This is a genomic window from Pseudomonas sp. 14A, from assembly GCF_018132745.1.
Classification (GTDB): Bacteria; Pseudomonadota; Gammaproteobacteria; order Pseudomonadales; family Pseudomonadaceae; genus Aquipseudomonas; species Aquipseudomonas mercuritolerans.
Genome location: NZ_JAGRQJ010000003.1, coordinates 346518 through 371997, shown reverse-complemented (window position 1 = coordinate 371997; position 25480 = coordinate 346518). Strand labels below are relative to the sequence as shown.

The 25480-nt window shown below is 61.1% G+C and carries 16 protein-coding genes; 9 read left to right on the top strand and 7 right to left on the bottom strand.

Annotated features, from left to right (window positions below):
• Nucleotides 1-81: 81 nt before the first annotated feature.
• The 8 genes from PS14A_RS04290 to PS14A_RS04255 all read left to right on the top strand — a co-directional run bounded on the left by PS14A_RS04290 (nucleotide 82) and on the right by PS14A_RS04255 (nucleotide 14625).
• Entirely contained in the window at nucleotides 82-636 is a 555-nt protein-coding gene (locus PS14A_RS04290; protein ID WP_056783116.1) for an NUDIX hydrolase, read from the top strand.
• Between the two features lie 74 nt (nucleotides 637-710).
• Entirely contained in the window at nucleotides 711-1226 is a 516-nt protein-coding gene (locus tag PS14A_RS04285) for a L,D-transpeptidase family protein (RefSeq protein WP_024011712.1), read from the top strand.
• Nucleotides 1227-1509: 283 nt separating this feature from the next.
• Nucleotides 1510-2241: a GntR family transcriptional regulator gene (locus PS14A_RS04280; RefSeq protein WP_016771550.1), complete on the top strand. Its 732-nt coding sequence runs from the start codon at nucleotides 1510-1512 to the stop codon at nucleotides 2239-2241.
• A gap of 24 nt (nucleotides 2242-2265) precedes the next feature.
• Complete coding sequence (gene nagA / locus PS14A_RS04275) at nucleotides 2266-3372, top strand: N-acetylglucosamine-6-phosphate deacetylase (protein ID WP_212615385.1); 1107 nt, start codon at nucleotides 2266-2268, stop codon at nucleotides 3370-3372.
• On the top strand, nucleotides 3353-4375 hold the full coding sequence (locus tag PS14A_RS04270) for an SIS domain-containing protein (protein ID WP_137215215.1): 1023 nt from the start codon (nucleotides 3353-3355) through the stop codon (nucleotides 4373-4375). Before nagA ends, PS14A_RS04270 begins: the two co-directional genes overlap by 20 nt.
• Before the next feature lie 148 nt (nucleotides 4376-4523).
• Nucleotides 4524-7037 carry a phosphoenolpyruvate--protein phosphotransferase gene (gene ptsP / locus PS14A_RS04265; RefSeq protein ID WP_212615384.1) on the top strand — a complete coding sequence of 838 codons (2514 nt, stop codon included), beginning with the start codon at nucleotides 4524-4526 and terminating at the stop codon, nucleotides 7035-7037.
• A gap of 23 nt (nucleotides 7038-7060) precedes the next feature.
• Nucleotides 7061-8776: an N-acetylglucosamine-specific PTS transporter subunit IIBC gene (gene nagE / locus PS14A_RS04260; protein ID WP_212615383.1), complete on the top strand. Its 1716-nt coding sequence runs from the start codon at nucleotides 7061-7063 to the stop codon at nucleotides 8774-8776.
• Nucleotides 8777-8907: 131 nt separating this feature from the next.
• On the top strand, nucleotides 8908-14625 hold the full coding sequence (locus tag PS14A_RS04255) for a membrane-targeted effector domain-containing toxin (protein ID WP_212615382.1): 5718 nt from the start codon (nucleotides 8908-8910) through the stop codon (nucleotides 14623-14625).
• A 58-nt stretch (nucleotides 14626-14683) separates the two neighbouring features.
• Here the strand turns inward: PS14A_RS04255 and PS14A_RS04250 are convergent, their stop codons facing one another.
• The 3 genes from PS14A_RS04250 to purL all read right to left on the bottom strand — a co-directional run bounded on the left by PS14A_RS04250 (nucleotide 14684) and on the right by purL (nucleotide 20357).
• On the bottom strand, nucleotides 14684-15046 hold the full coding sequence (locus PS14A_RS04250) for a DUF6124 family protein (RefSeq protein ID WP_212615625.1): 363 nt from the start codon (nucleotides 15044-15046) through the stop codon (nucleotides 14684-14686).
• Nucleotides 15047-16143: 1097 nt separating this feature from the next.
• The gene (locus tag PS14A_RS04245) at nucleotides 16144-16455 is read right to left on the bottom strand and encodes a YqfO family protein (RefSeq protein WP_095050948.1); all 312 of its coding nucleotides are present in this window, start codon (nucleotides 16453-16455) and stop codon (nucleotides 16144-16146) included.
• A gap of 5 nt (nucleotides 16456-16460) precedes the next feature.
• Complete coding sequence (purL, locus tag PS14A_RS04240) at nucleotides 16461-20357, bottom strand: phosphoribosylformylglycinamidine synthase (RefSeq protein WP_212615381.1); 3897 nt, start codon at nucleotides 20355-20357, stop codon at nucleotides 16461-16463.
• 285 nt (nucleotides 20358-20642) lie between these two features.
• On the opposite strand from purL, the gene mltF reads away from it, so the two are divergent.
• Nucleotides 20643-22103, top strand: a complete 1461-nt coding sequence (mltF, locus tag PS14A_RS04235; protein WP_024011704.1) for a membrane-bound lytic murein transglycosylase MltF — start codon at nucleotides 20643-20645, stop codon at nucleotides 22101-22103.
• Nucleotides 22104-22186: 83 nt separating this feature from the next.
• Here mltF and pdxJ read toward each other — a convergent pair whose 3' ends face one another.
• The 4 genes from pdxJ to rnc all read right to left on the bottom strand — a co-directional run bounded on the left by pdxJ (nucleotide 22187) and on the right by rnc (nucleotide 25414).
• On the bottom strand, nucleotides 22187-22933 hold the full coding sequence (gene pdxJ, locus PS14A_RS04230; protein ID WP_016771560.1) for a pyridoxine 5'-phosphate synthase: 747 nt from the start codon (nucleotides 22931-22933) through the stop codon (nucleotides 22187-22189).
• A 39-nt stretch (nucleotides 22934-22972) separates the two neighbouring features.
• The gene (gene recO / locus PS14A_RS04225) at nucleotides 22973-23662 is read right to left on the bottom strand and encodes a DNA repair protein RecO (RefSeq protein WP_016771561.1); all 690 of its coding nucleotides are present in this window, start codon (nucleotides 23660-23662) and stop codon (nucleotides 22973-22975) included.
• A 167-nt stretch (nucleotides 23663-23829) separates the two neighbouring features.
• Complete coding sequence (era, locus tag PS14A_RS04220) at nucleotides 23830-24732, bottom strand: GTPase Era (RefSeq protein WP_016771562.1); 903 nt, start codon at nucleotides 24730-24732, stop codon at nucleotides 23830-23832.
• On the bottom strand, nucleotides 24725-25414 hold the full coding sequence (rnc, locus tag PS14A_RS04215; RefSeq protein WP_024011703.1) for a ribonuclease III: 690 nt from the start codon (nucleotides 25412-25414) through the stop codon (nucleotides 24725-24727). Before rnc ends, era begins: the two co-directional genes overlap by 8 nt.
• Nucleotides 25415-25480: the final 66 nt, after the last annotated feature.

Sequence of the window (25480 nt, the reverse complement as noted above, 5' to 3'; positions counted from 1 at the left end):
AACCCGTCGTGTCGCGAAACGACAACTTGCCGACCGGCCCCGCTGCACGCCAAGATAGGCGCAGCATTCAGGAACCCGAGCATGAAATTTTGCAGCCACTGCGGTAACCCGGTCACCCAGCGCATTCCCGAAGGCGACTCGCGGCTGCGATTTGTCTGCGACAGCTGTCAGACTATTCACTACCAGAACCCCAATATCGTCGCCGGGTGCGTACCGACCTGGGGGACGAAAGTGCTGCTCTGCCGCCGCGCCATCGAGCCGCGTCTCGGTTACTGGACGCTACCTGCCGGCTTCATGGAAAACGGCGAGACCATCGAGCAGGCCGCCATCCGCGAAACCGCCGAAGAAGCCTGCGCCCGGGTGCGCAACCTGAGCATCTACACGCTGATCGACGTGCCGCACATCAGCCAGGTGCATGTGTTCTTCCGCGCCGAACTGGCCGATCTGCAATACGCGGCCGGGCCGGAGAGCCTTGAAGTGCAGCTGTTCGAAGAAGCCGACATTCCCTGGGACGAGCTGGCTTTCCGCACGGTCGGGCGTACCTTAGAATGCTTCTTCGCTGATCGGCGCGTCGAGAAGTATCCGGTTCGTTCGGAATCGATTCCGCCATTGGTTCAGCCGGTGATTGTTGGCTAGAAGATCAAAAGATCGCAGCCTTCGGCAGCTCCTACCTAAAACCTGATCGCGTCACTCCCTGGGGAATCGTTTCAATGCGTTGGTTGCTTGCCCTGTTGTGCCTGTCGTTCGTCAGCGTTTCGCAAGCGTCATTCGTGACCACCGTGACGCCCTCGAACACTCCATTGATCGAAAAAGTCCTGGTACTGAAATCGGCCCACCAACTGCAGTTGATTGCCGACGGCAAGCCGCTGAAGACCTATCGCATCTCCTTGGGCAAGGGCGCGAAGAAAGGGCCGAAACTGATCGAGGGCGACAAACGCACACCCGAAGGTTTCTATTGGATCGACTGGCGCAAGACCAGCGACAAATTCAACCTGTCGATGCACATCTCCTACCCGAACATCAGCGATGCCGCCCGTGCTCGCCGTGAAGGTGTCGAGCCCGGCGGGATGATCATGATCCACGGCACTCCGGATTCGGCAGACAATCCGGAGCAGTTGTTCCATACCCTCGACTGGACCGACGGCTGCATCGCCATGCGCAACGTCGACATGCGTGAAGTGTGGAATCTGGTACCGGACGGCACGATGATCGAGATTCGCCCTTAATCCCTGACCACTGGTCACCCGCAAAAAAATAAATCAAAAGATCGCAGCCTGCGGCAGCGCCTACAGAGGTGATACCACTCTCAACTGTAGGCGCTGCCGCAGGCTGCGATCTTTTGCTTTTTATAGGCCAACACTAATACCACTTTAAACAACGCCCTCTGAAAGCCGCCAATCCATTGGGCCAGACGCCGATTCATGGCGTTGACATGGTATTCAAGTGGTATTAGCTTCCGTCGCACAAGCGAGCCACAACAATCCTATACTCGCGACGGAAACGACCTACATGAACGACCTTCAAACCCTACGTCCCGATGACTCCCAGCCGACGCCGCTGTACTTGCAACTGGCGCGCAATCTGGAAGCGGCGATTCATGCCGGGCAGTGGAAGGCCGAACAGGCGATGCCGTCCGAGCGCAACCTCAGCGACCAGCTCGGCATTTCCCGGGTCACCGCACGCAAGGCGCTGGAAGTCTTGCTCGAGCAAGGCCTGATCCGCCGCCTGCAAGGCTCGGGCACGTTCATCACCCCACGCCTGGAACAACCGCTGTCGCGTCTGTCCGGCTTCAGCGAAATGCTGCGCCTGAAAGGTTTCGTGCCGAGCTCGAAATGGCTGGAGCGGGAAATCACCCTGCCGACCCACGAAGAATTGATCCGCCTCGGCCTGTCGCCGAATGACAAGGTGGCGCGCATGAAGCGCCTGCGCAAAGCCGATGACACGGTCATGGCGATCGAGATGAGCACCCTGCCCGCCTCAATCATGCCCAGGCCGCAAGCGGTGGGCGATTCGCTTTACGAATACCTCGACGGCATCGGCAAACCGATCGTCCGCGCCCTTCAGCACATCCAGGCAATCAACGCCTCGGACGAATTCGCCGCACTGGTCGGCATCGCCCCCGGCACCGCCATGCTGCTGATGACCCGGGTCGGCTACCTGGAAGACAACACGCCGATCGAAGTCACCGACACCTATTGCCGCAACGACTACTACGACTTTGTGGCAGAGCTGCGCCGCTGAGCGCGGCCCCAAGCGAGAACGAAAATGTCCGAAGACAACATCCTCACCGCCAGCGGCTGGGTTCGCGGCCGGCTGATTCACGAACACGGCAAGGTCGTGTCGATCGAAGGCGTGCCCTGCGATCCGGCCGCCAACGATCTGCCCTATCTGCTGCCGGGTTTCATCGACCTGCATGTGCACGGCGGCGGCGGCAAAGACATCATGGAGGGCGCCGAAGCCTTCGAAACCATCAGCAGAACCCATGTGCGTTTCGGCACCACTTCGCTGCTGGCCACGACCATGACTGCGCCGAGCGCGGAGATCTCCAGCGTTCTCAAAGAGGTAGGAGAATTCTGCGAACAGCGTCCGAAAGGCGCCGCGCGAGTCCTCGGCGTGCACCTTGAAGGCCCTTACATCAACCCGGGAAAACTCGGCGCTCAACCGAACTTCGCCCACACCGCGTTGATGGCCGAAGTCGAAGAATATCTGGCGCTGGCGCCGATTCGCGTCATCACCATTGCCCCGGAAATCGCCGGTCACGATGCATTGATCCGTGAGCTGAGCAGCCGTGGCATCCGCATGCAGATCGGGCACACCCTCGGCAGCTACGAGGAAGGCGTCGCCGCGCTGGCTGCCGGAGCCAGCAGTTTCACCCACCTCTATAACGCCATGAGCCCGCTGCATCACCGCGAGCCGGGCATCGTCGGCGCAGCACTGGCCCACGCCAAATACGCCGAGCTGATTCCCGATCTGCTGCACGTGCATCCCGGCGCCATCCGCGTGGCCCTGCGCTCGATCCCGTGCCTGTATTGCGTCACTGATTCGACCGCCGCCGCCGGCATGCCCGACGGTGAATACAAGCTTGGCAGCCACACCGTGACCAAATGCCTGGGCGGCGTGCGTCTGCCCGACGGCACGCTGGCCGGCAGCACCCTGACCATGGATCAGGCCCTGCGCAATCTGGTCAAGATCGGTTTGCCGATCGCCGAAGCCTCGCAGCGTCTGTCGCAATTTCCCGCCGACTACCTCGGCATCACCGAACGCGGGCGCCTTGCCCCCGGCGCCTGGGCCGACTGCGTGCGGCTCGATCGTTCACTCACACTGACCGCCGTCATGGTCGAAGGAGAAGACATTGACTTCAAAAATGCTTGAAGAGGCGCTGTCCTCGTTCGAGGCCGTGCAAGCACAGCTGCAACAGCTCGACGCGCCGATGATCGAGATCGCCGGGCGCCTGCGCCGTCAGCCGCCGCAAGTGGCGATGACCGTCGCCCGTGGCAGCTCCGACCACGCGGCGAGCTACTTCGCCTACCTGACCATGCAGCAACTGGGCGTGCCGGTGGCCTCGTTGCCGATGTCGGTGGTGACCATGCAGCAGGCGCCGCTGAAAGTCAGCGGTCAGGTCGCCTTTGCGTTTTCGCAGTCGGGGCAGAGCCCGGATCTGGTCAACAGCCTGCGCCTGTTGCGCAAGCGTGGCGCGCTGAGCGTGTCGATGGTCAACGCTGCCGATTCGCCACTGGAAGCGGCCTGTGAATTCAGCCTGCCGCTGCTCGCCGGCACGGAAAGCAGCGTCGCCGCGACCAAGAGTTTTATCGCCACCCTCAGCGCCAGCGCGCGTTTGATCGCGCACTGGAAAGAGGACAGCGAATTGCTGCAAGCCCACGATGCGCTGCCAGAAGGCCTGCGCGAAGCGGCGAAACAGGACTGGAGCGTGGCCATCGAAGCCCTGCGCGGTTGCGAGCGCCTGATGGTGATCGGCCGCGGAGCCGGTTTCGCGATTGCCCAGGAAGCGGCGCTGAAATTCAAGGAAACCTCGGCGATTCAGGCCGAAGCGTTCAGCAGTGCCGAAGTCCGTCACGGCCCGATGGCACTGATCGACGAACACTATCCGCTGCTGGTGTTCGCCCCACGCGGCGCCGAGCAGGCCGGCCTGCTGAGTCTGGCGGCGGAAATGCGCCAGCGCGGCGCCCGGGTTTTGCTCGCCGCGCCGGATGACGTCAGCGAACGCGACCTGACCCTGAGCCGCGCCGAACACCCGGCCCTCGATCCGATTCTGGCGATCCAGAGTTTCTACGTGATGGCCGCAGGCCTGGCCGTGGCGCGGGGCATGGACCCGGATCAGCCGCGCCATTTGAGCAAAGTGACCCGCACGCACTGATAGCGGCTAAAGGACGTAACTCCATGCAGGAGCTGCCGAAGGCTGCGATCTTTTGATCTCGACCCATAAAAACAAGATCAAAAGATCGCAGCCTTCGGCAGCTCCTACAGGGGACATCGAACCGAGATTCAACTGATGAGACCCAGCCATGCCCGACAACAATAAAGAGCTGACCCTCAGCGCCCCGCTCAGCGGCCCGGTGCTGACGCTCGCCAACGTCCCGGACGCGGTGTTCGCCAGTGGCGCGATGGGCGACGGCATCGCCATCGACCCGCTCAACGACACGCTGTATTCGCCCTGCGCCGGCGTGGTCATCCACGTCGCGCGCAGCAGCCACGCGGTGACCGTGCGTGCCGACAACGGTGCGGAAATCCTCCTGCATCTGGGCCTCGATACCGTTGAGCTGAACGGCGAAGGTTTCGCCATGCTGGTCAAGGAAAGCGATCGCGTCAGCCTCGGTCAGCCGCTGCTGCGTTATGACCTGGACAAGGTCGGCCAGCACTGCAAAAGCCTGGTCAGCCTGTTGATCCTGACCAACAGCGCGGATTTTCAGGTGCGGCCGATCACCCTCAAAGCGGTGAAAGTCGGCGAGCCGTTGCTGCACATCATCGCGCGCAATGTGGTGGCGGCGAATACCGATACAAGCGGCGGGCCTGAGGTTCGTGGTCAAGTGCAGGTCGCTCATCGCGGCGGCTTGCATGCGCGCCCCGCTGCGCTGATCCGCCAGACCGCCCAAGGTTTCAGCAGCCACTCACAGCTGCACTTCAACGGCAAATCGGCGCCGTGCAACAGTCTGATCGGTTTGATGGGGCTGGCGATTAGTGAGCAGGATGAGGTGCAGGTCAGTTGTCAGGGACCGGACGCCGATGCCGCATTGCGAGCTCTTCTCAGCGCATTGACAACGGCGCTGCCGGACGATCATCACGCGCAGGCGCCGACCACCACAGCCGCGCTGAAACGCCCGGCCGAGGCTGGGGTGTTGCATGGTGTTTGCGCCGCGCCAGGGCTGGTCGCCGGGCCGTTGTTTCGCCTGAACGCGATCACCTTGCCGGCGGATGCGGGCCATCACGATCCAGAGCAACAGCAGCAGACGCTTGAAACGGCATTGAACGCGGTGCGCAGCGAAATCGCCGCCACCCTCGCCCAGGCGAAAAAGCACAAGAACGCCGACGAAGAAGCGATCTTCGCCGCACACATGGCGCTGCTCGAAGACCCGGCCCTGCTCGACGCCGCGCAGCAATTCATCGCGCAAGGCACCGCAGCGACGCACGCCTGGAGTCAGTCGATCGACACCCAGTGCGACATGCTCCAAGGCACCGGCAGTCCGCTGCTGGCCGAACGGGCCAACGATTTGCGCGACCTCAAGCAACGCGTCCTGCGCGCCCTGCTTGGCGAGGCCTGGCAATACCAGGTGCCGGCCGGCGCCATCGTTGCCGCCCATGAACTGACGCCATCGGATCTGCTGCAACTCAGCGCGCAAGGCGTCGCCGGGTTGTGCATGGCCGAGGGTGGCGCGACCTCGCACGTAGCGATTCTGGCGCGCGGCAAAGGTCTGCCGTGCATCGTCGCTTTGGGCGCGCAATTGCTTGAGCAGCCGCAGGATCAGGCCGTGGTGCTCGACGCTGACGGCGGTCGTCTCGAATTGACGCCGAATGCGCAACGCCTGGCCGACGTGCAACAGGCACAAATCCAGCGCCAGCAGCGCCGCGACAGCCAACAGGCCAAGGCCCATTTGCCCGCTGAAACGCGCAATGGCGTGCACATCGAAGTGGTCGCCAACGTCGCCTCAAGCAACGAAGCGGCAGACGCATTTGCCAACGGTGCCGATGGCGTAGGCCTGTTGCGCACCGAGTTTCTCTTCGTCGATCGCCAGACGGCACCGGACGTCGAAGAACAGCGCAGCGCCTATCAAGCGGTCATCGATGCCATGGGCGACAAGTCGGTGATCATCCGCACCATCGACGTCGGTGGCGACAAGCAACTCGACTACCTGCCACTGCCCGCCGAGGCCAACCCGGTGCTCGGTCTGCGCGGCATTCGGCTGGCCCAGGCGCGGCCGGAAATTCTCGATCAGCAACTGCGCGCGCTGTTGCAGGTCAAGCCGTTGTCGCGTTGCCGGATTCTGTTGCCGATGGTCACCGAGGTCGATGAACTGCTGCACATCCGCCAGCGCGTCGATGCACTGCGGCTTGAACTGGGCATTGCCGAGCGCCCGGAAATCGGCGTGATGATCGAAGTCCCCGCCGCCGCGCTGCAAGCCGAGCAACTGGCCGAACACGCCGACTTTCTCTCGATCGGCACCAACGATCTGTCGCAATACACCCTGGCCATGGACCGCGACCACGCCGGGCTGGCGGCGCGGGTCGATGCCCTGCACCCGGCATTGCTGCGCCTGATCGCCATGACCTGCGAAGGCGCGGCGGTGCACAAGCGCTGGGTCGGTGTCTGCGGCGCCCTCGCCTCCGACCCGCTGGCCACGCCGGTGCTGATCGGCCTCGGCGTCACCGAACTGTCGGTGAGCCCGGTGCAGATCGGTGAAATCAAGGACCGCGTACGTCAGTTGCATGAAGCCGAATGTCAGCGCCTGAGCCGCGACTTGCTCAAGCTGTCCAGCGCCGCCGCCGTTCGCCACGCCTGTCATCAACATTGGCCTCTGCGCTAACAAAAACAAAAAGGACAAACGCCATGTACCAACTCTTCATCGAAGGCCTGCAACGCCTGGGCCGCGCGCTGATGCTGCCGATCGCGATCCTGCCGATTGCCGGCCTGCTGCTGCGCCTGGGCGACACCGACCTGTTGAACATCGCGATCATTCACGATGCCGGGCAAGTGATCTTCGCCAACCTGGCGATGATTTTTGCCATCGGCATCGCCGTCGGTTTCGCCAAGGACAACAACGGCACCGCCGGCCTGGCCGGGGTGATCGGTTATCTGGTGATGATCTCCACGCTCAAGGTGCTCGACTCGACCATCAACATGGGCATGCTCGCCGGGATCGTCAGCGGCCTGTTGGCCGGCGCGCTGTACAACCGCTTCAAGGACATCAAGCTACCGGAGTATCTGGCGTTCTTCGGTGGCCGGCGGTTCGTGCCGATCGTCACCGGGTTCGCGGCGGTGGGGCTGGGCGTGCTGTTCGGCTATATCTGGCCGCCGATCCAGCAGGGCATCAATGCGTTCGGCGCGCTGATGATGGAAAGCGGCAGCATTGGCGCCTTCGTCTTCGGCGTCTTCAACCGTTTGCTGATCGTCACCGGCCTGCACCACATCCTTAACAACATGGCGTGGTTCGTCTTCGGCAACTTCACCGACCCGACCACCGGCGCTCTGGTGACCGGCGATCTGTCGCGGTATTTTGCCGGCGATCCGAAGGGCGGCCAGTTCATGACCGGCATGTTCCCGATGATGATCTTCGGCCTGCCCGCCGCGTGCCTGGCGATGTATCGCAACGCTTTGCCGGAGCGGCGCAAGGTGATGGGCGGGATCTTCCTGTCGATGGCGCTGACCTCGTTTCTGACCGGCGTGACCGAGCCGATCGAATTTGCCTTCATGTTTCTCGCACCGCTGCTGTTCCTCCTGCACGCGCTGCTGACCGGGCTGTCGATGGCGATCACCAACGGTCTGAACATTCATCTGGGCTTCACCTTTTCCGGTGGTTTCATCGACATGATTCTCGGCTGGGGCAAGTCCACAAATGGCTGGTTGGTGGTGCCGGTCGGGCTGGCTTATGCGGTCATCTATTACCTGGTTTTCGACTTCTGTATCCGTCGTTTCAACCTGAAGACGCCGGGGCGCGAAGACGTGGCCACGGCAGAAAAAGCCGTGCTTTCGGAAACCGAACGCGCCAGCGCGTATATCAAAGCCTTGGGCGGCGCCGAGAATCTGCTCACCGTCGGCGCGTGCACGACCCGACTGCGCCTGGAGATGGTCGATCGCAACAAGGCCTCGGATGCCGAGCTGAAAGCGCTGGGCGCGATGGCGGTAGTGCGCCCGGGCAAGGGCGGCAGTCTGCAGGTCGTGGTCGGGCCGTTGGCTGACAGCATTGCCGATGAAATCCGCTTGGCCATGCCTGCGCTGGGCCGAACAACGTTGGTGGAAACCGCAGTAATTGCCGATGAACCGAAGACCGTTGTGCTTACAAGCAACGAGGCTCAGCAATGGCTGAATGCGCTGGGCGGTCGCGACAATGTGCTGCAGCTCGATTGCATCGCCATGACCCGCATTCGCCTGCAACTGGCCGATGGCAAGACGTTGTCAGAGGCGCAGTTGCAAGCGCTGGGCTGCCAGGGTGTCAGCCAGTTGGACGGTGGGATCTGGCATTTGCTGGTGGGTGACAAGGCAGCAAGTCTGAGCTGCGCGCTGGAAGGGTTGGTGAATCGCCAAGAGGTCAGCGCGCAAGTTTGAACGAGGGTTGGCGGGCCTGTTCGCGATCAGGCTCGCCAGCTCCGCAGATTCCACACTCCATACGTATGTACCACCCTCCTCCACGCCCCCCTCGCCATGCTGAGCGCTCATTCCCAATCTGGAGAGCGCCCGTGACCCCGGCAAAATCCCCAACACCCGCAGAGATCAACAGCAACGTCAACCAGATCAGCGACTATCTGTTTGACAGCCCGCCCCCACTGCTTCCCGCACAAAAACCGACCGCTGAACAGACTTACCTGAAACGTCTCAACGAACAGCTCACCACTTACCGTAACGGCTTTTTACAACGCAGCCGAGCGCTCTATCAGGCGCTGGAAACCAGCGATCTGCAAACCGCGGAAGGCAAACAGCTCATCGCAACCCAGAAGATCAGGCTCAACACCCAACTGATCAACATGGACCTGCGCGATCAGATCGACGGAAAGCCGGCGAAAACCTTCCTCAAATACGATGCCGGGTTCACCGCCATTGAGCACGAAGCGCGGCAAGCCGTGACCGACCGACTGTTGCACCCGCAAGCCGGCGAGCTTCTGGAGAAACTCGGACTGGGGCCGATGCTGCGTCCGGCAATGTACGCGCTGCAATTCAGCTATCAGGGCAGCCGCGTCGAGCTGGCCGGCGCCTTTGTCGTCACCCAAAAGGACACTCCCCGGGTCAGCGATCTGCTGACAGACCAGAGCGTTGGCTTTGCCGTACTGTTCACACCCGTGCGCGGTCTCGAGTTTTTCAGCTCTCTGGCCGACCTCGATAGCCAATTGCGTGCGTCCCTGAACCAGCCCGGCGGTCGCGACGAGTTCATGTCCCTGTTGCCGACGCGCTACCACGACGTCGGCGCCGCGGGGATCTGGCCGCTGCGACTTGCAGCCATCGACAGCAAGCCGTTGTTCGAGCACACCTACGACGCGCTGTTCGAAAAACGCACCCAGGACATCGAACGGGCGTTGAGCTTCGCCGACAATCCGCAGCAAGATCCCAAGTTACTGGTCAGCGCCCTGGAGCGCGCAATCGCTGCGGCACTGCCTGATCTCACCGCGCGTCTTCAATTGCGTGCCCAGACCCTGTTCGAGCGCCACCTGCGCTACAGCGCGCCGGACTGGTATCGCAGCGCCAGTCCCGACAGGCAGACAGAACTCACGCAGCATGTCGCCAACTACAACCGTGCGCGTCAGCATCTGCTTGATCTGATGGAGCCGACGGGCAGCCTGGCGGCGCTTGCTCGCCACCAATGGCTGGAGCGCCTGAGTGATGACCTGGAGATCGACGACCTCGAACCGCACAAGCTGCAGATCAGCACCGATCGCCGAGTGCCGGGCTATGGGGTTTATGTGCATCGATGCAACTTGCTCGATCTGTCCTTGCGCGGCCCGCACACTGGCGATGAACTGCCCGGCTCGGAGTTTTTGCGCTACACCACGCTCAGCTACGATGACGCGCCGTTGCCGGCAATGTACGCGGACGTGACTCCGGCGTGGCTGGTCGAACAAGCGCTCAAGATGCAACCTCGCGTCGACTACGCCAGCTTGCAAAAAGATATGCAGGCGCGGCCCACGATAAAGCCGGCGATCGAAAAGATGCTCGATCAACGCATCGTCGCGCTCGCGCATACGGCAGCGTTGCAAGGGCACTTGCTCGACACTGATCTGCAACTGATCGAGCGTCTGCGCAGCGCCAGCGACAGCCAACTGCAGGCCGCCACCCTTTGCGTGCATGGGGCGCAACTGCTGGACCTGTGGGTGCTGCGCCAGAGTGATGCGAATGGCGCGATCACGCGGATATTGCTGTGTACGCCTCAGGCACCTCGCGAGCAACAGTTCCAGGCTTTCGGCAGTGAGCGCGAGTGCCAGTCCCAGCTGTTGAGCTGGGCCAGGCACAGCGATGTCGCTGACAGCATGGCGGGTTACCTGATCAACCGTGCGCCCATGCGCTTTCGCCCGACCCTGCGCAAAGTGCTGGCCGGCCTGAGTTTCAAGCCTGGATCGCTGGAACATCAGAGGGTCACGTTCGAACATATCGGCAGTCACTCCGATTGCCTGCGAGCAATGGCCGAGCATGTACTGGCCACGCGTCTTGACGATTATGATTTCAGCACGCCGCCGTGGTATCGCCGGACCAGCATGGCCGACCGCAGAAAACTCACGACATTGACCGAGGATGCCGAGGGCGCCCTGCGTGAGTTCAATGACCATCCACTGTCGGGCGGACGTTTCCCGGCGTTTATCGATTTTGTCCACGAGCAAGCCCGGATCAGCCTGAACCGCCTGCTGCAGCGCCCGGCCAACGACGTCGACCCGGATACCGTCTGGGCCTATTCGCCACCCTCGATGGTGCGTTCGTCGACACCGCCGCCGATGACCTACACACAGCTGTATCGCGACGGCTATGCCGACGGCGTCGGTTTTCTCGATGAAAAATTTTCCAGCTCGGCTCGCTTCAAGGGGCCGCCAGGTATCGATATCAGCCTCCTGACCGCGCAGAAAGTAGCGCGCTCGGTCACTGGCGTATGGATCGGCCAACGCTACACCGACAAGGTCAAGAAGGAACTGCAGGGTTCAACCAGCGAGGGCTACGCTTTCAGACGCAACGCGACGCTGGCGATTACCCAGCGGCAGATGAAAAGCGCTGCGCTGGAAAGCCGGCTGCGAGGCAGCATCACCAGTCACGATCTGCAATGGCTGGAGCAAAGTATTACCAGCATGGATGAGACCTCGGGACCTGTGCGCACGAAATACGCGCTGCACCGGATGATGATCGATGGCGAATGGATAATTGATGTGTGGCTGTTCAGCCATGCCGAAAACCCGGTCCTGCTTTACACACCCGATGCGCCGGACGGCATCGGTTTTCGTGAGGCACGACAGTTCAATTACCTGCTCAAGAAACAGCCTGGCCTGATTGAATACCTCACGCTGCGGGTAGGTGTCAGTGGCCAGGCCCGGGTTCGCACCTTCCTCGAAAATGCAAGAAAACAGTTACCCGACAGCCTCAATATCTCCATGCCCAGCCCGGCACGTTACGACTCGACCCGGTCGGTAAAACCTGTCAGCGATTTACGTACTGCGCTGTACAACATGAAATTGCAGCGCCGGATCGACAATGTCCACGCCACTACCACGAGCCGTACCGAGATGATCGCCGGTCTGATCTGGACCAGTGTCGAATGGGTGCTCGCCATTGCCACCGCGCCCTTCCCGCTGTTGAGTCTGAGCACTGGCCTGCTGCTGGCGTTCAAGGACGCCATGCTCGCTTTGCATGCCTACCGCCAGGGCGATACCAATGAAGCGTTCGGGCATCTGCTCGGTTACTGGTTCAACAGTGCCGGCGCGGTACTGACTGACCTGCGTCCCGCCCTGCGCTCGCTCAAACCTGTGCGCCGCCCCTTGCGCCGAATCAGCGCCAGTGCCAGCAACGAACAACGCAATGTGGTGACACTGATCGATCAAGTGGCTCCGGTCGCAGCTCCGGCGAACATGCAGCCGGTGGTATTCAGGGCACAGAATTTGTGGGCGTCGAACCAGCCCGATGCCCTCGGACGCTATCTGTTGCATCGCCTTGACCCGGACAGTGGCAGGTTGTTCTCGACCGGTATCCTGGCAGTGCGTGATTCAGAAGGCAGGATGGTGCGCAGTGGCATCAGCGGGGGGGCGCCGAAGTATGAACCCTTACCGCAGGCCTCCGGCCCGCACACAGATTACGGTGTGGCGGCCAAATATCGCGAACGCATCGAAACGGTGATGAACCCGCAAGCTCGAGAGGAGCTGCTCAAGCGCAGTGCGGACTACATGGTCCGTCCCGAGTCGATCGTCGCCGGGGCTGTCAGTGAAATGTCCTCGACGCGCAGAGCCTACCTGACGCAGGTCGAGAAGCTGACCAAGGATGCCACGCAGCATTTTTCCGAACTTGCCTCGCTACCCGCACGCCCGCAGGTCCCTGATGTCGGCGCCGATATCTCGTTTGCCCAACTGATCGCCAGCGATGCGCTCAAGGGCAAGAACCTGGTAATCGGCGCGGTGCCCGCCTCGATCGCCAGTAAACAAGCGCTGATCCAGAATCTGGATGCGTTGGTCAGAAACGGCTACAAGCGTCTCTATATCGAATACCTGCCCGGAGACGTCTTCCCGCTCAAACTGGAAAAACTCAACGCGGGCAAATCCTGGCTGCATATCCGCAAGCATCTGCAAGCCGTGGATAAGGCGTTGGGCTGCGATGCGACGTTCTCCTACGAGGCGCTGGTGCGCGCGGCACGGGAAAAAGGCCTGAAAATCAGCGCGCTGGATGCTTCCACCTGCTACCGGGTCGAGGGCGCACTGGTCATGTCCGAGCTCTCGCCTCTGACGCCGAGAGGCAACAGCGTGCGAAATTTCTACTCGCACAAAATCCTTGCTGGCGATAGCGTTGACGCGCCAGACGAACGCTGGATCGTGCTCACGGAACAATCGCGGATGAGCACCTTCGACAACACACCGGGGCTTGCCGATCTTCACGATGCCGTGGCCGTGCGCATTGAAGATGTCGACCTGTATCAACCTGCGCGCATTGCCAGGGATGCGCCCGGCGGCATCGCCGGAGATGCATCAGCGCAAGGAGATTTTCTCGTCCAGATGCCGAGTACATACATGGCGCCTCTGCCAGCCTCCAGGCCGTCCGCCGCAACGGCTGCCGTTGACCACTTCAGTGAATTCGATGTTGCTGCGCCACTGCGCAACGACATTGCTGAAATGTTGCAAAGGCCCTACTCCATGAACTCGTATTACACCCCGACAGTACCGAGTGAAAGAACGGCCTACGAGGCTTTCATTGCCCAGCGCGACCGTCTGGAAAAAGCGGCCAGAGACGCCTTCACTGCTTACGTCCCTCCCGACGCGCCGATCCTGCCGGTGCTCACCTCCGACTGCACATTCGAGGTTTTTTTGCGGCAATTGACCGACGCACGCTTGAATCTGCTGATCGGCGAAACCCACAGCGATACAGCCAGCAAAGCGCTGCTGAAAAAGCACATGAAAGCCCTCAAGGAAGCAGGGTACGACACGTTATATGTCGAGCACGTGTTCACCGACCTGCACCAGGCCGATCTCGATACTTTCCTGCGCACCCAGCGCATGCCGGACAGGCTTAAGGCGTATCTGCAGCGTCAGGATCACGGCCACATGCGCTTTTACCAAGGGAGCGATACGTACACCGAGGTCTATCAGGCCGCAGCCAAATACAACATGCGCATCAGGGCAATCGATTGCACGGCGTCCTACCACCTCAAGGGCATACATGACGTGGAAATCTCCCGAAACGAGATGTTCAGCTATTTCGCGACCCAAGTGATCGAAGCCGATCAACTGGCTCACGGACCGCATAAATGGGTGGCCCTCATGGGCAGCGCGCACACCAATTACAACCTCGGCGTGCCAGGTCTGGCCGATACACTTTCAGCCGTCAGCCTGCACGTACGCGACACGGCCCCTGAGCTGGCCAGGGACATCCACCGTGGCTCGTGGGAGTTTGTCAGCGACAAGAGCAAGGCCAACGTACAGGCCTTGAGCAGCGACTTTCTCATGGAGGTCGCCGTCCCCGGAACGAAAAAGCCTGTCGCGACGCCATCTGTCAGTCGCAGCAAACTGATCCAAACCGGCGACTTCCTGATCGAAAATGCAGATACCCGCAACGCTAGCGTTGTGCATAAATCCCGCAATGGCGAGATCGTTGTCACGCCGATCCAGGTCAATGACAAGGGTCTGTTATTCGTTGATCGTTGGGAGAAAAAAGGTGAGAGCTTCAAATACCTGCGGTTGTTGATCGACATGCTTGTAACAGACGTGAACCTGACACCGGTGACGTGACACCCGAGCGATTGCACGTCGTGGAAAACCACTGGGCTTGACGGCCCAGTGGTTTTTTTCATGCCTGGGGATCCACCCGATCCAGCGCACGGTTCACCGCCAGCTCGGCAAGCATGATGATCTGCTGAATCGCCAGCGCCGTATTGCGCTGCGGTCGCCCCAACTGATCGGCGAAATCACTGGCCAGGGTGTTGGCTGAAGCAAGTGACTCACAGGCATGGGCGAGCAGGGTTTCGGTGTCGATCTCGGGCTGGATCACAAACATGGTACTGGGAGGGTGCGCTTTGCTCGGCTGCGGACACAGGTAAAAATCCAGAGCCCGCTTGATCGCTTCGCGGTTCTTGGCGAGGTCGTCGGCGCGGATGGTTTGTTCGAGGGGGGGTGAGGGTTCGAGGGGTGGGTCGGGGACGATTTTATCCACAATATTTCTCCTGCTGAGGCTGATGGACAACCATCAATCGCCGGATCTCACGCGGCGAATAGGTGGCAGCTATGTGCGAGGTGAGATCCACCGGAGCAGGCAACCGGCCAGACCGAAGTCTGCCCGCACACAGCCGCCATAAAGCAGGCAGCAGATTGAGCTGGCGCCAATTATCGTGGTGCTGGCGCCAGTTGCAAGCTATCCGGGGATCTCACTCCCGATCGCTGATTCGCAGCGACGGGAAAAGACTAGAGATCGCACGTCCGACGGACAACCTGAAAACCTTGTGGGAAGGTTCTGCGAACTCAGACACTGCTTTAAACACACTCCAGATCGCCACCCTCACCCTAGCCCTCTCCCAGAGGGAGAAGGGACTGACCGAGTTGTTCAGGCGAGGTACGACGACGTGAAAGTCCGAGTTGAACTCAGGATTTGCAAACCACACAAAATCGGCCCCCTCTCCCTCCCAGAGGGAGAAGGGACTGACCGAGTTGTTCAGGCGAGGTACGCCGACGTGAAAGTCCGAGTTGAACTCAGGAGTTGAAAACCACACAAAATCGGCCCCCTCTCCCTCGGGAGAGGGCTGGGGTGAGGGGCAGCAACAACACAAATCAAAAGCCGGACACCCGCGCTTTTCACCACGCAATAGGCCGAGTGTCAGCTCGCCTGCTCTTGATCTTGATCCACCGGCGACGTCGGAAGGCTGAGTGGAGGGATTGATCCAGGCGTGGGAGCGCAGCGACCGTTCGACGAAGTCGAACACAGCGGAAGGAGGTGCAGCGAAGCAAACCGTAGCCGCTGCGCCCGGATCGATCCCGCAGCGAAGGAACCCGAGCCTGCGAGGGCCGAACGTAGGAGCAAGCGTTTTTTTGCTTACTTTTTTTAGGCGTTTGTAAAAAAAGTGAGTCGCCGTAAGGGCGAAACCGCCAGCCGCAGCCCCCGAAGAAACGGATATTCACTCAGTCAGCCAGAACATGGTCGCCTATAAGGGCGCCATCGCGAGCAGGCTCACTCCTACAGAAAAGCAAATCGCAGGCAACAAAAAACCCGCAGACAATCACTCATCTGCGGGTCTCCCGTTCAAGCAGCAAAGAAGATCAGAAATCCTCCAGCCGCCACACTTCATAAGCCGGCGTCTCATACGGATGACTGAGCTTCAACGCCGCCACAACAGCCACGATCAACTCATCCGCCACCACAAGCTCAACTTTCCATTCCTCAACCCGCTCAACCTGCCCCGCCTCACCGATGAACGGCTGACTGCCGTCCAAAGGCCGAAACTGGCCAGAGCCAAGCACCTGCCACGCACAGTGGTCATAGTCACCGATCCGCCCACCACCGGCAGCGAACACAGCCCCTTTGACCACCTCGACATGACTGTCAGGAACAAAAAACGCCAGCTTGTACACGACGATCAGTTAACCCACACGCGAGCATTACGGAACATGCGCATCCATGGCGCGTCTTCGTTCCAGTCTTCCGAACGCCACGAATTCTGCACCGCACGGAACACACGCTCCGGGTGCGGCATCATGATCGTCACGCGGCCGTCACGGCTGGTCAGGCCGGTGATCCCGCGCGGCGAGCCGTTCGGGTTGGCCGGGTAGGCTTCGGTGACCTTGCCGTGGTTGTCGACGAAACGCATCGCCACGCAACCGGACAGATCGGCTTCCAGCAATGCTTCTTCGCTGGCGAACTCGGCGTGACCTTCACCGTGAGCGATGGCGATCGGCATGCGCGAACCGGCCATGCCCTGCAGGAAGATCGAGTTCGATTCCTGGATCTGCACCATCGCCACCCGCGCTTCGAACTGCTCGGAGCGGTTGCGCACGAAGTGCGGCCAGAACTCGCTGCCCGGGATCAGCTCGTGCAGGTTGGACATCATCTGGCAACCGTTGCACACGCCCAGCGTGAAGCTGTCGTTACGTTCGAAGAAGCCCTGGAACGCATCGCGGGCGCGGCTGTTGAACAGCGCCGACTTGGCCCAGCCCTCACCGGCGCCGAGCACGTCGCCGTAGGAGAAACCACCGCAGGCCACCAGGCCCTTGAACTCGTTGAGGTCGACACGACCGGCGAGGATATCGCTCATGTGCACGTCGATCGCGCTGAAACCGGCGCGGTCGAACGCGGCGGCCATTTCCACTTGACCGTTGACGCCCTGCTCACGCAGCACGGCAACCTGTGGGCGGATGCCTTTCTTGATGTAAAGCGCGGCGATGTCCTGATTGACGTCGTAGCTGAGCTTGACGCTCAGGCCCGGGTTGTCTTCTTCCAGCAGCGCGTCGAATTCCTGCTCGGCGCAGTCAGCGTTGTCGCGCAGACGCTGGATCTGGTAGCTGGTCTCGGCCCACTGACGTTGCAGCAGACGACGCTGGCCTTCGAACACGGTGTCACCGTTGAAGGTGATGTTGATCTGGCCATTGTTGATCGGCTGACCGATCACCGACACGCAGTCGCCCAGACCGGCGGCGCTGAATTGCGCGAGGATGTCCGGGGTGGCGTCCTGGCGAACCTGGATCACCGCACCGAGTTCTTCGTTGAACAGGATCGCGGCGATTTCCGAAGCGGATTCGGCAACGCTGTCCAGGTTCAGGCTCAGACCGCAGTGGCCGGCGAAGGCCATTTCCACCACGGAAGTCAGCAGACCACCATCGGAACGGTCGTGGTAGGCCAGCAGATGACCGTCGGCATTGAGGCCCTGGATCACCGCGAAGAAGGCTTTCAGGTCTTCGGCGTCATCGACGTCCGGCGCATGCTGGCCGAGTTTGCCGTGGACCTGTGCGAGGATCGAAGCACCCATGCGGTTCTGGCCGCGACCGAGGTCGATCAGGATCAGGTCGGTGGTGCCCTTGTCCATGCGCAGTTCCGGGGTCAGGGTCTGACGGATGTCAGCCACTGGCGCGAAACCGGTGACGATCAGCGACATTGGCGAGGTGACGGTCTTGTCTTCGCCGTTGTCATTCCAGCGCGTGGCCATGGACATCGAGTCCTTGCCCACCGGAATGGTGATGCCCAGCTCAGGGCAGAGCTCCATGCCGACCGCTTTCACGGTGTCGTACAGACGCGCGTCTTCGCCCGGGTGACCGGCCGCCGACATCCAGTTCGCCGACAGTTTGATGTCGGAGAGCTTGTTGATGCGCGAGGCGGCAATGTTGGTGATGGTTTCGCCGATGGCCATGCGGCCCGAGGCCGGCGCGTCCAGCAGAGCCAGCGGAGTACGCTCGCCCATCGCCATCGCTTCACCGGTGTACACGTCGAAACTGGTGGCAGTGACGGCAACGTCAGCCACCGGCACTTGCCATGGGCCAACCATCTGGTCACGGGCGACGAGGCCGGTGATGGTGCGGTCGCCGATGGTGATCAGGAAGCTTTTGCTGGCCACGGCCGGGTGATGCAGAACGCGTTCGATGGACTCGCTGATGTCGAGGTTCGACGGATCGAAGTCATCGCCCAGCTCGGCTTCGCGAACCACCGAACGGTGCATGCGCGGCGCCTTGCCCAGCAACACTTCCAGCGGCATGTCCACCGGGTTGTTGCCGAAGTGGCTATCCGTGACAGTAAGCTGCGGTTCGGCGGTGGCTTCACCGACGACGGCAAACGGGCAACGCTCGCGTTCGCAGATCGCCTGGAAGCGCTCGAAGTCTTCCGGGCCGACTGCCAGCACGTAACGTTCCTGGGATTCGTTCGACCAGATTTCGTGCGGGGCCATGCCCGGCTCGTCATTAGGGATGTTGCGCAGTTCGAAACGACCACCGCGGTCGCCGTCGTTGACCAGTTCCGGGAAGGCGTTGGACAGACCGCCCGCGCCGACGTCGTGGATGAAGCTGATCGGGTTCTTGTCGCCCAACTGCCAGCAACGGTCGATGACTTCCTGGCAGCGGCGCTCCATTTCAGGGTTTTCACGCTGCACGGAAGCAAAATCCAGATCCGCCGAGCTGGTGCCAGTGGCCATCGACGAAGCCGCGCCGCCGCCCAGACCGATCAACATCGCCGGGCCGCCGAGGACGATCAGCTTGGAGCCGACGACGATCTCGCCTTTCTTGACGTGCTCTTCGCGGATGTTGCCCATGCCGCCAGCGAGCATGATCGGCTTGTGGTAACCGCGCACTTCGTCACCGTGCGGAGTGGTGATCGATTGTTCGAAGGTACGGAAATAGCCAGTCAGGGCCGGACGACCGAATTCGTTGTTGAACGCAGCGCCGCCGAGCGGGCCTTCGATCATGATGTCCAGCGCGGTGACGATGCGCTCAGGCTTGCCGTACGGCACTTCCCACGGCTGTTCGAAGCCGGGAATCTGCAGGTTCGAGACGGTGAAACCGGTGAGGCCGGCCTTCGGCTTGGCGCCACGACCGGTTGCACCTTCGTCACGGATCTCGCCGCCGGAACCGGTCGATGCGCCCGGGAACGGAGCGATCGCGGTCGGGTGGTTGTGGGTTTCAACCTTCATCAGGATGTGCACCGGCTCCTGCACCGCGCCGTACTGGCGGGTTTCAGGGTTCGGGAAGAAGCGGCCGGCAACGTTGCCGACGATCACCGAAGCGTTGTCCTTGTAAGCGGACAGCACGCCTTCGCTGTGCATTTGATAGGTGTTCTTGATCATGCCGAACAGGCTTTTTTCCTGGCTCTGGCCGTCAATGTCCCAACTGGCGTTGAAGATCTTGTGGCGGCAGTGCTCGGAGTTGGCCTGGGCAAACATCATCAGTTCGATGTCGTGCGGGTTGCGCTTCAGACCGTTGAAGGCATTGACCAGATAATCGATCTCGTCTTCGGCCAGGGCAAGGCCCAGCTCGGTGTTGGCCTTTTCCAGCGCGGCGCGGCCGCCACCGAGGATGTCGATGGCGGTCAGCGGCTTCGGCTCGGCATGGCTGAACAGACCGGCGGCCTGCTCAAGGTTGGCCAGCACGATCTGGGTCATGCGGTCATGCAGCGCGTCCGAAATCAGCTGGGCTTCGGCTTCGCTGAACTGCCCTGCAACATAGAAGGCGATACCGCGTTCCAGGCGCTGGACCTTGCTCAGGCCGCAGTTGCGGGCGATGTCGCTGGCCTTGCTCGACCACGGCGAGATGGTGCCGAAACGCGGCAACACCAGAAACAGACGGCCGGTAGGCTCTTGAACCGGAACACTTGGGCCGTACTTCAGAAGGCGCGCTAGCACCTGCTGTTCGTCGCCGGTCAGGACGCCGGTGACTTCGGCGAAGTGAGCGAATTCAGCATACAGGCCACTGACAGCTGGAACCTTCTGGCTCAGTTGCTCAAGGAGTTTGCTGTGGCGAAAGGCAGAAAGGGCAGGAGCGCCGCGCAGGATCAACATCTTCGGGACAGCCTCGGGAAGGGGTGTGCTTTGAGGCCGTGCATTCTAGCCTAAACCGACCTCAACATCACCCGAAACGCTACGCACGGTTGCACTCGGGTAGCAATCTGTGTTTCTGCCTTCGGGGTCAGGTAAATCGAGCGTTTCAGCATGGCTTATTTTTACTGTAACAAAATGCCCTGAAGGCCCGTATTCAAGGGATTTCGTTCGATTTTGTGATCGCTAGCAGACTAGTCCTACGCTGTCGAGATATGGCGCCCGTGGCCGTTTGCGTATACTGCGCAGATGTTTTTCCCAACGGCTTTGCGTCCGCGATACGCCAAATGGCTGATCGCAACCGGACTCTTCCTGGTGCTCGGTGGCTGTGTTGATAAACCCAACACACTCGAGCGCGTAAAGGAGGACGGTGTGCTGCGCGTGGTTACCCGCAACAGCCCCGCCACCTACTTTCAGGATCGCAGCGGTGAAACCGGCTTCGAATACGAGCTGGTGAAGCGCTTCGCCGACGATTTGGGCGTCGAATTGAAGATCGAGACGGCGGACAATCTCGATGACCTGTTCAACCAGGTCGGCAAGCCAAACGGCCCGGTACTCGCGGCCGCCGGTCTGGTCAGCAGCGATGAACGCAAGAAGCAGGTGCGGTTCTCCCACTCCTACCTCGAAGTCACTCCGCAGATCATCTACCGCAACGGCCAGTCGCGCCCCACCGATCCGGCGGATCTGGTCGGCAAGAAGATCACCGTGCTCAAGGGCAGCACCCATGCCGAGCAACTGGCTGCGCTGAAACAGAAATATCCCGGTATCGAATACGAAGAATCCGACGCGGTTGAAGTGGTCGATCTGCTGCGCATGGTCGATGAAGGTCAGATCGACCTGACGCTGGTCGACTCCAACGAAGTGGCGATGAATCAGGTGTACTTCACCAATATCCGCGTGGCTTTCGACCTCGGCGACGCGCGCAGCCAGAGCTGGGCGGTGGGCCCGGGCGAAGACAACAGCCTGCTCAATGAAATCAACGCCTATCTGGACAAGGTGCAAAAGAACGGCACCCTGCAACGCCTGAAAGACCGCTATTACGGCCATGTCGATGTGCTTGGCTACATGGGCGCTACCACCTTCGCCCAGCACTTGCAGCAGCGCCTGCCGAAATACGAACAGCACTTCAAGAACTACGCGAAGAAAGAGAAAGTCGACTGGCGCCTGCTGGCCGCCATCGGCTATCAGGAATCCCTGTGGCAGCCGACAGTAACGTCAAAAACCGGCGTGCGCGGCCTGATGATGCTGACCCAGAACACTGCGCAGGCGATGGGCGTATCGAACCGCCTCGATCCCAAGCAGAGCATCATGGGCGGCGCCAAGTACCTGGCTTATATGAAGGATCAGTTGGACGATTCGATCCAGGAACCGGATCGCACCTGGTTTGCCCTGGCGGCGTACAACGTCGGCAGCGGTCATCTGGATGACGCGCGCAAACTGGCGGCGAAGGAAGGCCTGAATCCGGACAAGTGGCTGGACGTGAAAAAGATCCTGCCGCGCCTCTCGCAGAAGCAGTGGTACAGCAAGACCCGCTACGGCTACGCCCGTGGCGGCGAGCCAGTGCATTTCGTGGCGAACATTCGTCGCTACTACGACATCCTCACCTGGGTGACCCAGCCGCAACTTGAAGGCGACCAGGTGGCCGAGGGCAACCTGCATGTGCCGGCGATCGACAAGTCGAAACCGGCGCAAGAGCCCGCCCCTCTTTAAAGCACAAGATCGCAGCCTTCGGCAGCTCCTACAGGGTTATGTGTACACCTGTAGGAGCTGCCGAAGGCTGCGATCTTTTGATCTTAGCCCTTGAGAGCAGCAGCCAGGATCAGCGCCTTCATTTCCGATACGGCAGATTTGAAGCCGACAAACAACGCATGCGCCACCAGCGCATGGCCGATGTTCAGTTCGTTGATGCCTTTGATCGCCGCCACGGCCTCGACGTTGTGGTAATGCAGGCCATGCCCGGCATTGACGATCAGGCCCTGTGCCAGTCCAAACGCCACGCCATCAGCGACGCGCTTGAGCTCTTCAGCCACTTCGGTGGGAGTTTCGGCATCGGCGTAACGACCGGTGTGCAGCTCGATGGCCGGCGCACCGACGCGCTTGGAGGCGGCGATCTGGCGCTCGTCGGCGTCGATAAACAGCGACACTTCGCTGCCGATTTTCGACAAACGCTCCACCGCAGCCCTGATGCGTTCTTCCTGTCCCGCCACATCCAGGCCACCTTCGGTAGTCAGTTCCTGACGGGTTTCCGGGACCAGGCAGATGTGCGCCGGGCGAATGCGTTCGGCGAACGCCATCATTTCTTCGGTGACGCCCATTTCGAAATTCATGCGGGTTTGCAGCACATCCTTGAGCAGCAGCACGTCGCGCTCCTGGATGTGACGGCGATCTTCGCGCAGGTGCACGGTGATGCCATCAGCGCCCGCCTCTTCTGCGTCCAGCGCCGCTTTGACCGGATCCGGGTAGCGCGTGCCACGGGCCTGGCGCAGGGTGGCGACGTGGTCGATGTTCACGCCGAGAAGAATGCGATTGCTGCTGGTCACGGATGCGCTCCTGAATTGAGAGGTTCGGCGCACAGCATATCAGGGCTTGCGAAACAGCTCGCGACTGACAAGCGGACGCCCGCCCAAATGCACCGCCAAGGCCTGGCGCATCAGACGCTTGGCCGCCGACAGCGCACCGGGCGCCGACCAGTCGGCTTCGGCCATGGCCAGCAGTTCGGTACCGTTGAACAGGCCTGGTTGCAGCAGATACACCCTTTCGAGACCGGCATCGACTTGCAGGCGATAGAGACCGTCAGGTGCGACAGGCTCACCGTGCATATCGGTGTTCATGGAGAAGCCGTAGCCGAGATCATCCAGCAATCGCCATTCGAAGGAGCGCAACAAAGGCTCCAGCGGTCGACCTTCGGCCAGCGCCAAGAGGGTCGCGGCATAGTGGTCGAATACGGCGGGATGCGGGTCTTCGGCGGGCAGCAGGCGAATCAACAGTTCGTTGAGATACAGACCGCTGAACAGCGCCTCGCCGTTGAGCCATGCCGAGGTGCCGGAGCTCTCCATGCGCCCGACATTCTTCAGCTCGCCCTTGCCACGGAACTCGACTTCCAGCGCAACGAATGGCCGCGCCAGCGTCCCGGCCTTGCCCCGCGCACTACGCAACACCGCCCGCAGCCGACCTTGCGGCGTGAGGAAATCGACCAGTGCGCTGGTTTCGCGATAGGCGCGCGAATGCAGGACGTAGGCGGGTTGGGCAGGAGGCGGGTTTTGCGACATTGAGTTCTCGATGAAGAAACGCGGTTTTTACATGCAACTCAAAACCACTGTGGGAGCGAGCCTGCTCGCGAAAGCGGAGTGACAGTCAACATCGATGCTGAATGTTACATCCTCTTCGCGAGCAGGCTCGCTCCCACAGTGGGTATCGGTGCTCTCGAGATCGCTACTTACAGGTCGCCGTAACCCAGCGAACGCAGCGCACGCTCGTCATCGGACCAGCCGCCCTTCACCTTGACCCACAGGTTGAGCATGATCTTGGAGTCGAACAGCAGCTCCATGTCCTTGCGCGCCTCGGTGCCGATGCGTTTGATGCGCTCGCCCTTGTCGCCAATGATGATCTTCTTCTGGCCGTCACGCTCGACAAGAATCAGCGCGTGAATGTGCAGGGTCTTGCCCTGCTGCTTGAATTCTTCGATTTCGACGGTGATCTGGTACGGCAGCTCGGCGCCCATCTGGCGCATGATTTTCTCGCGCACCAGTTCGGCGGCAAGGAAACGGCTGCTGCGGTCGGTGATCTGATCTTCCGGGAAGAAGTGATCATTCTCGGGCAGGTGATCGGCAATGACCTTTTCCAGCGCTTCGAGGTTGTGCCCGTGCTGCGCGGAAATCGGGATGATCTGTGCGTTCGGCAGCTGTTCCTGCAACCAGCTCAGGTGCGGCATCAGCTCGGCTTTGTCTTCGATGCGATCGGTCTTGTTCAGCGCGACGATCAGCGGGCCAGTCACGTATTGCACACGCTCCAGAACCATCTGGTCTTCGTCGGTCCACTTGGTGCGGTCGACGACGAAGATCACCACGTCGACGTCTTTCAACGCCGCCGAAGCGGTTTTGTTCATGTAACGGTTCAGGGCCTTTTCGCCACCCTTGTGCATGCCCGGGGTGTCGACGTAGATCGCCTGCACGTCGCCCTCTGTCTTGATCCCGAGCATGTTGTGGCGGGTGGTCTGCGGCTTGCGCGAAGTGATCGCGAGCTTCTGCCCGAGGATGTGGTTGAGCAGCGTCGACTTGCCGACGTTGGGACGGCCGACGATGGCAACGTAGCCACAGCGAGTTGCGTTTGTATCAGTCATTGCCATTCTCCACGCCCAGGGCAATCAGTGCTGCGGCGGCCGCTACCTGTTCGGCAATACGACGGCTCACACCCTGACCTCGGCTTTTTTCATTCAGTAAGACCACTTCGCATTCGACGAAGAAGGTACGGCAGTGCGGTTCGCCCTGGATATCCACCACTTCGTAGCGTGGCAGTTCGCAACCGCGCGATTGCAGATGTTCCTGCAAGCGGGTTTTCGGATCCTTGTTGGTGTCGACCAGCGTCAGCCCTTCGAACTCGCCGGCCAACCACGCCAGCACGCGCTCGCGGGCGACGTCCATGCCGGCATCGAGGTAGATCGCACCGATCAGAGCTTCGAGGGCATCGGCGAGAATCGATTCACGGCGGAAACCACCGCTCTTCAGTTCACCCGATCCCAGGCGCAGATAATCGCCGAGGTCGAAACCGCGAGCCAGTACGGCCAGCGTCTCACCTTTTACCAGCCGTGCGCGCAAACGCGACAACTGGCCTTCGCGGGCCAGCGGGAAGCGATCGAACAGCGCCTCGCCAGCGACGAAGTTGAGGATGGCATCACCGAGGAATTCCAGACGCTCGTTGTTGCGCCCGGCAAAACTGCGGTGCGTGAGGGCCAGCAGCATCAGCTCCTGGTCCTTGAAGGTGTAACCGAGCTGGCGCTCGAGACGGCTTAGAGAAACGCTCACGGTTTACCCACGCTGAGTTCGTGGCTGGTTTCCACTGCCATCGCCGGGGTACGGCGCAGGCCTGGG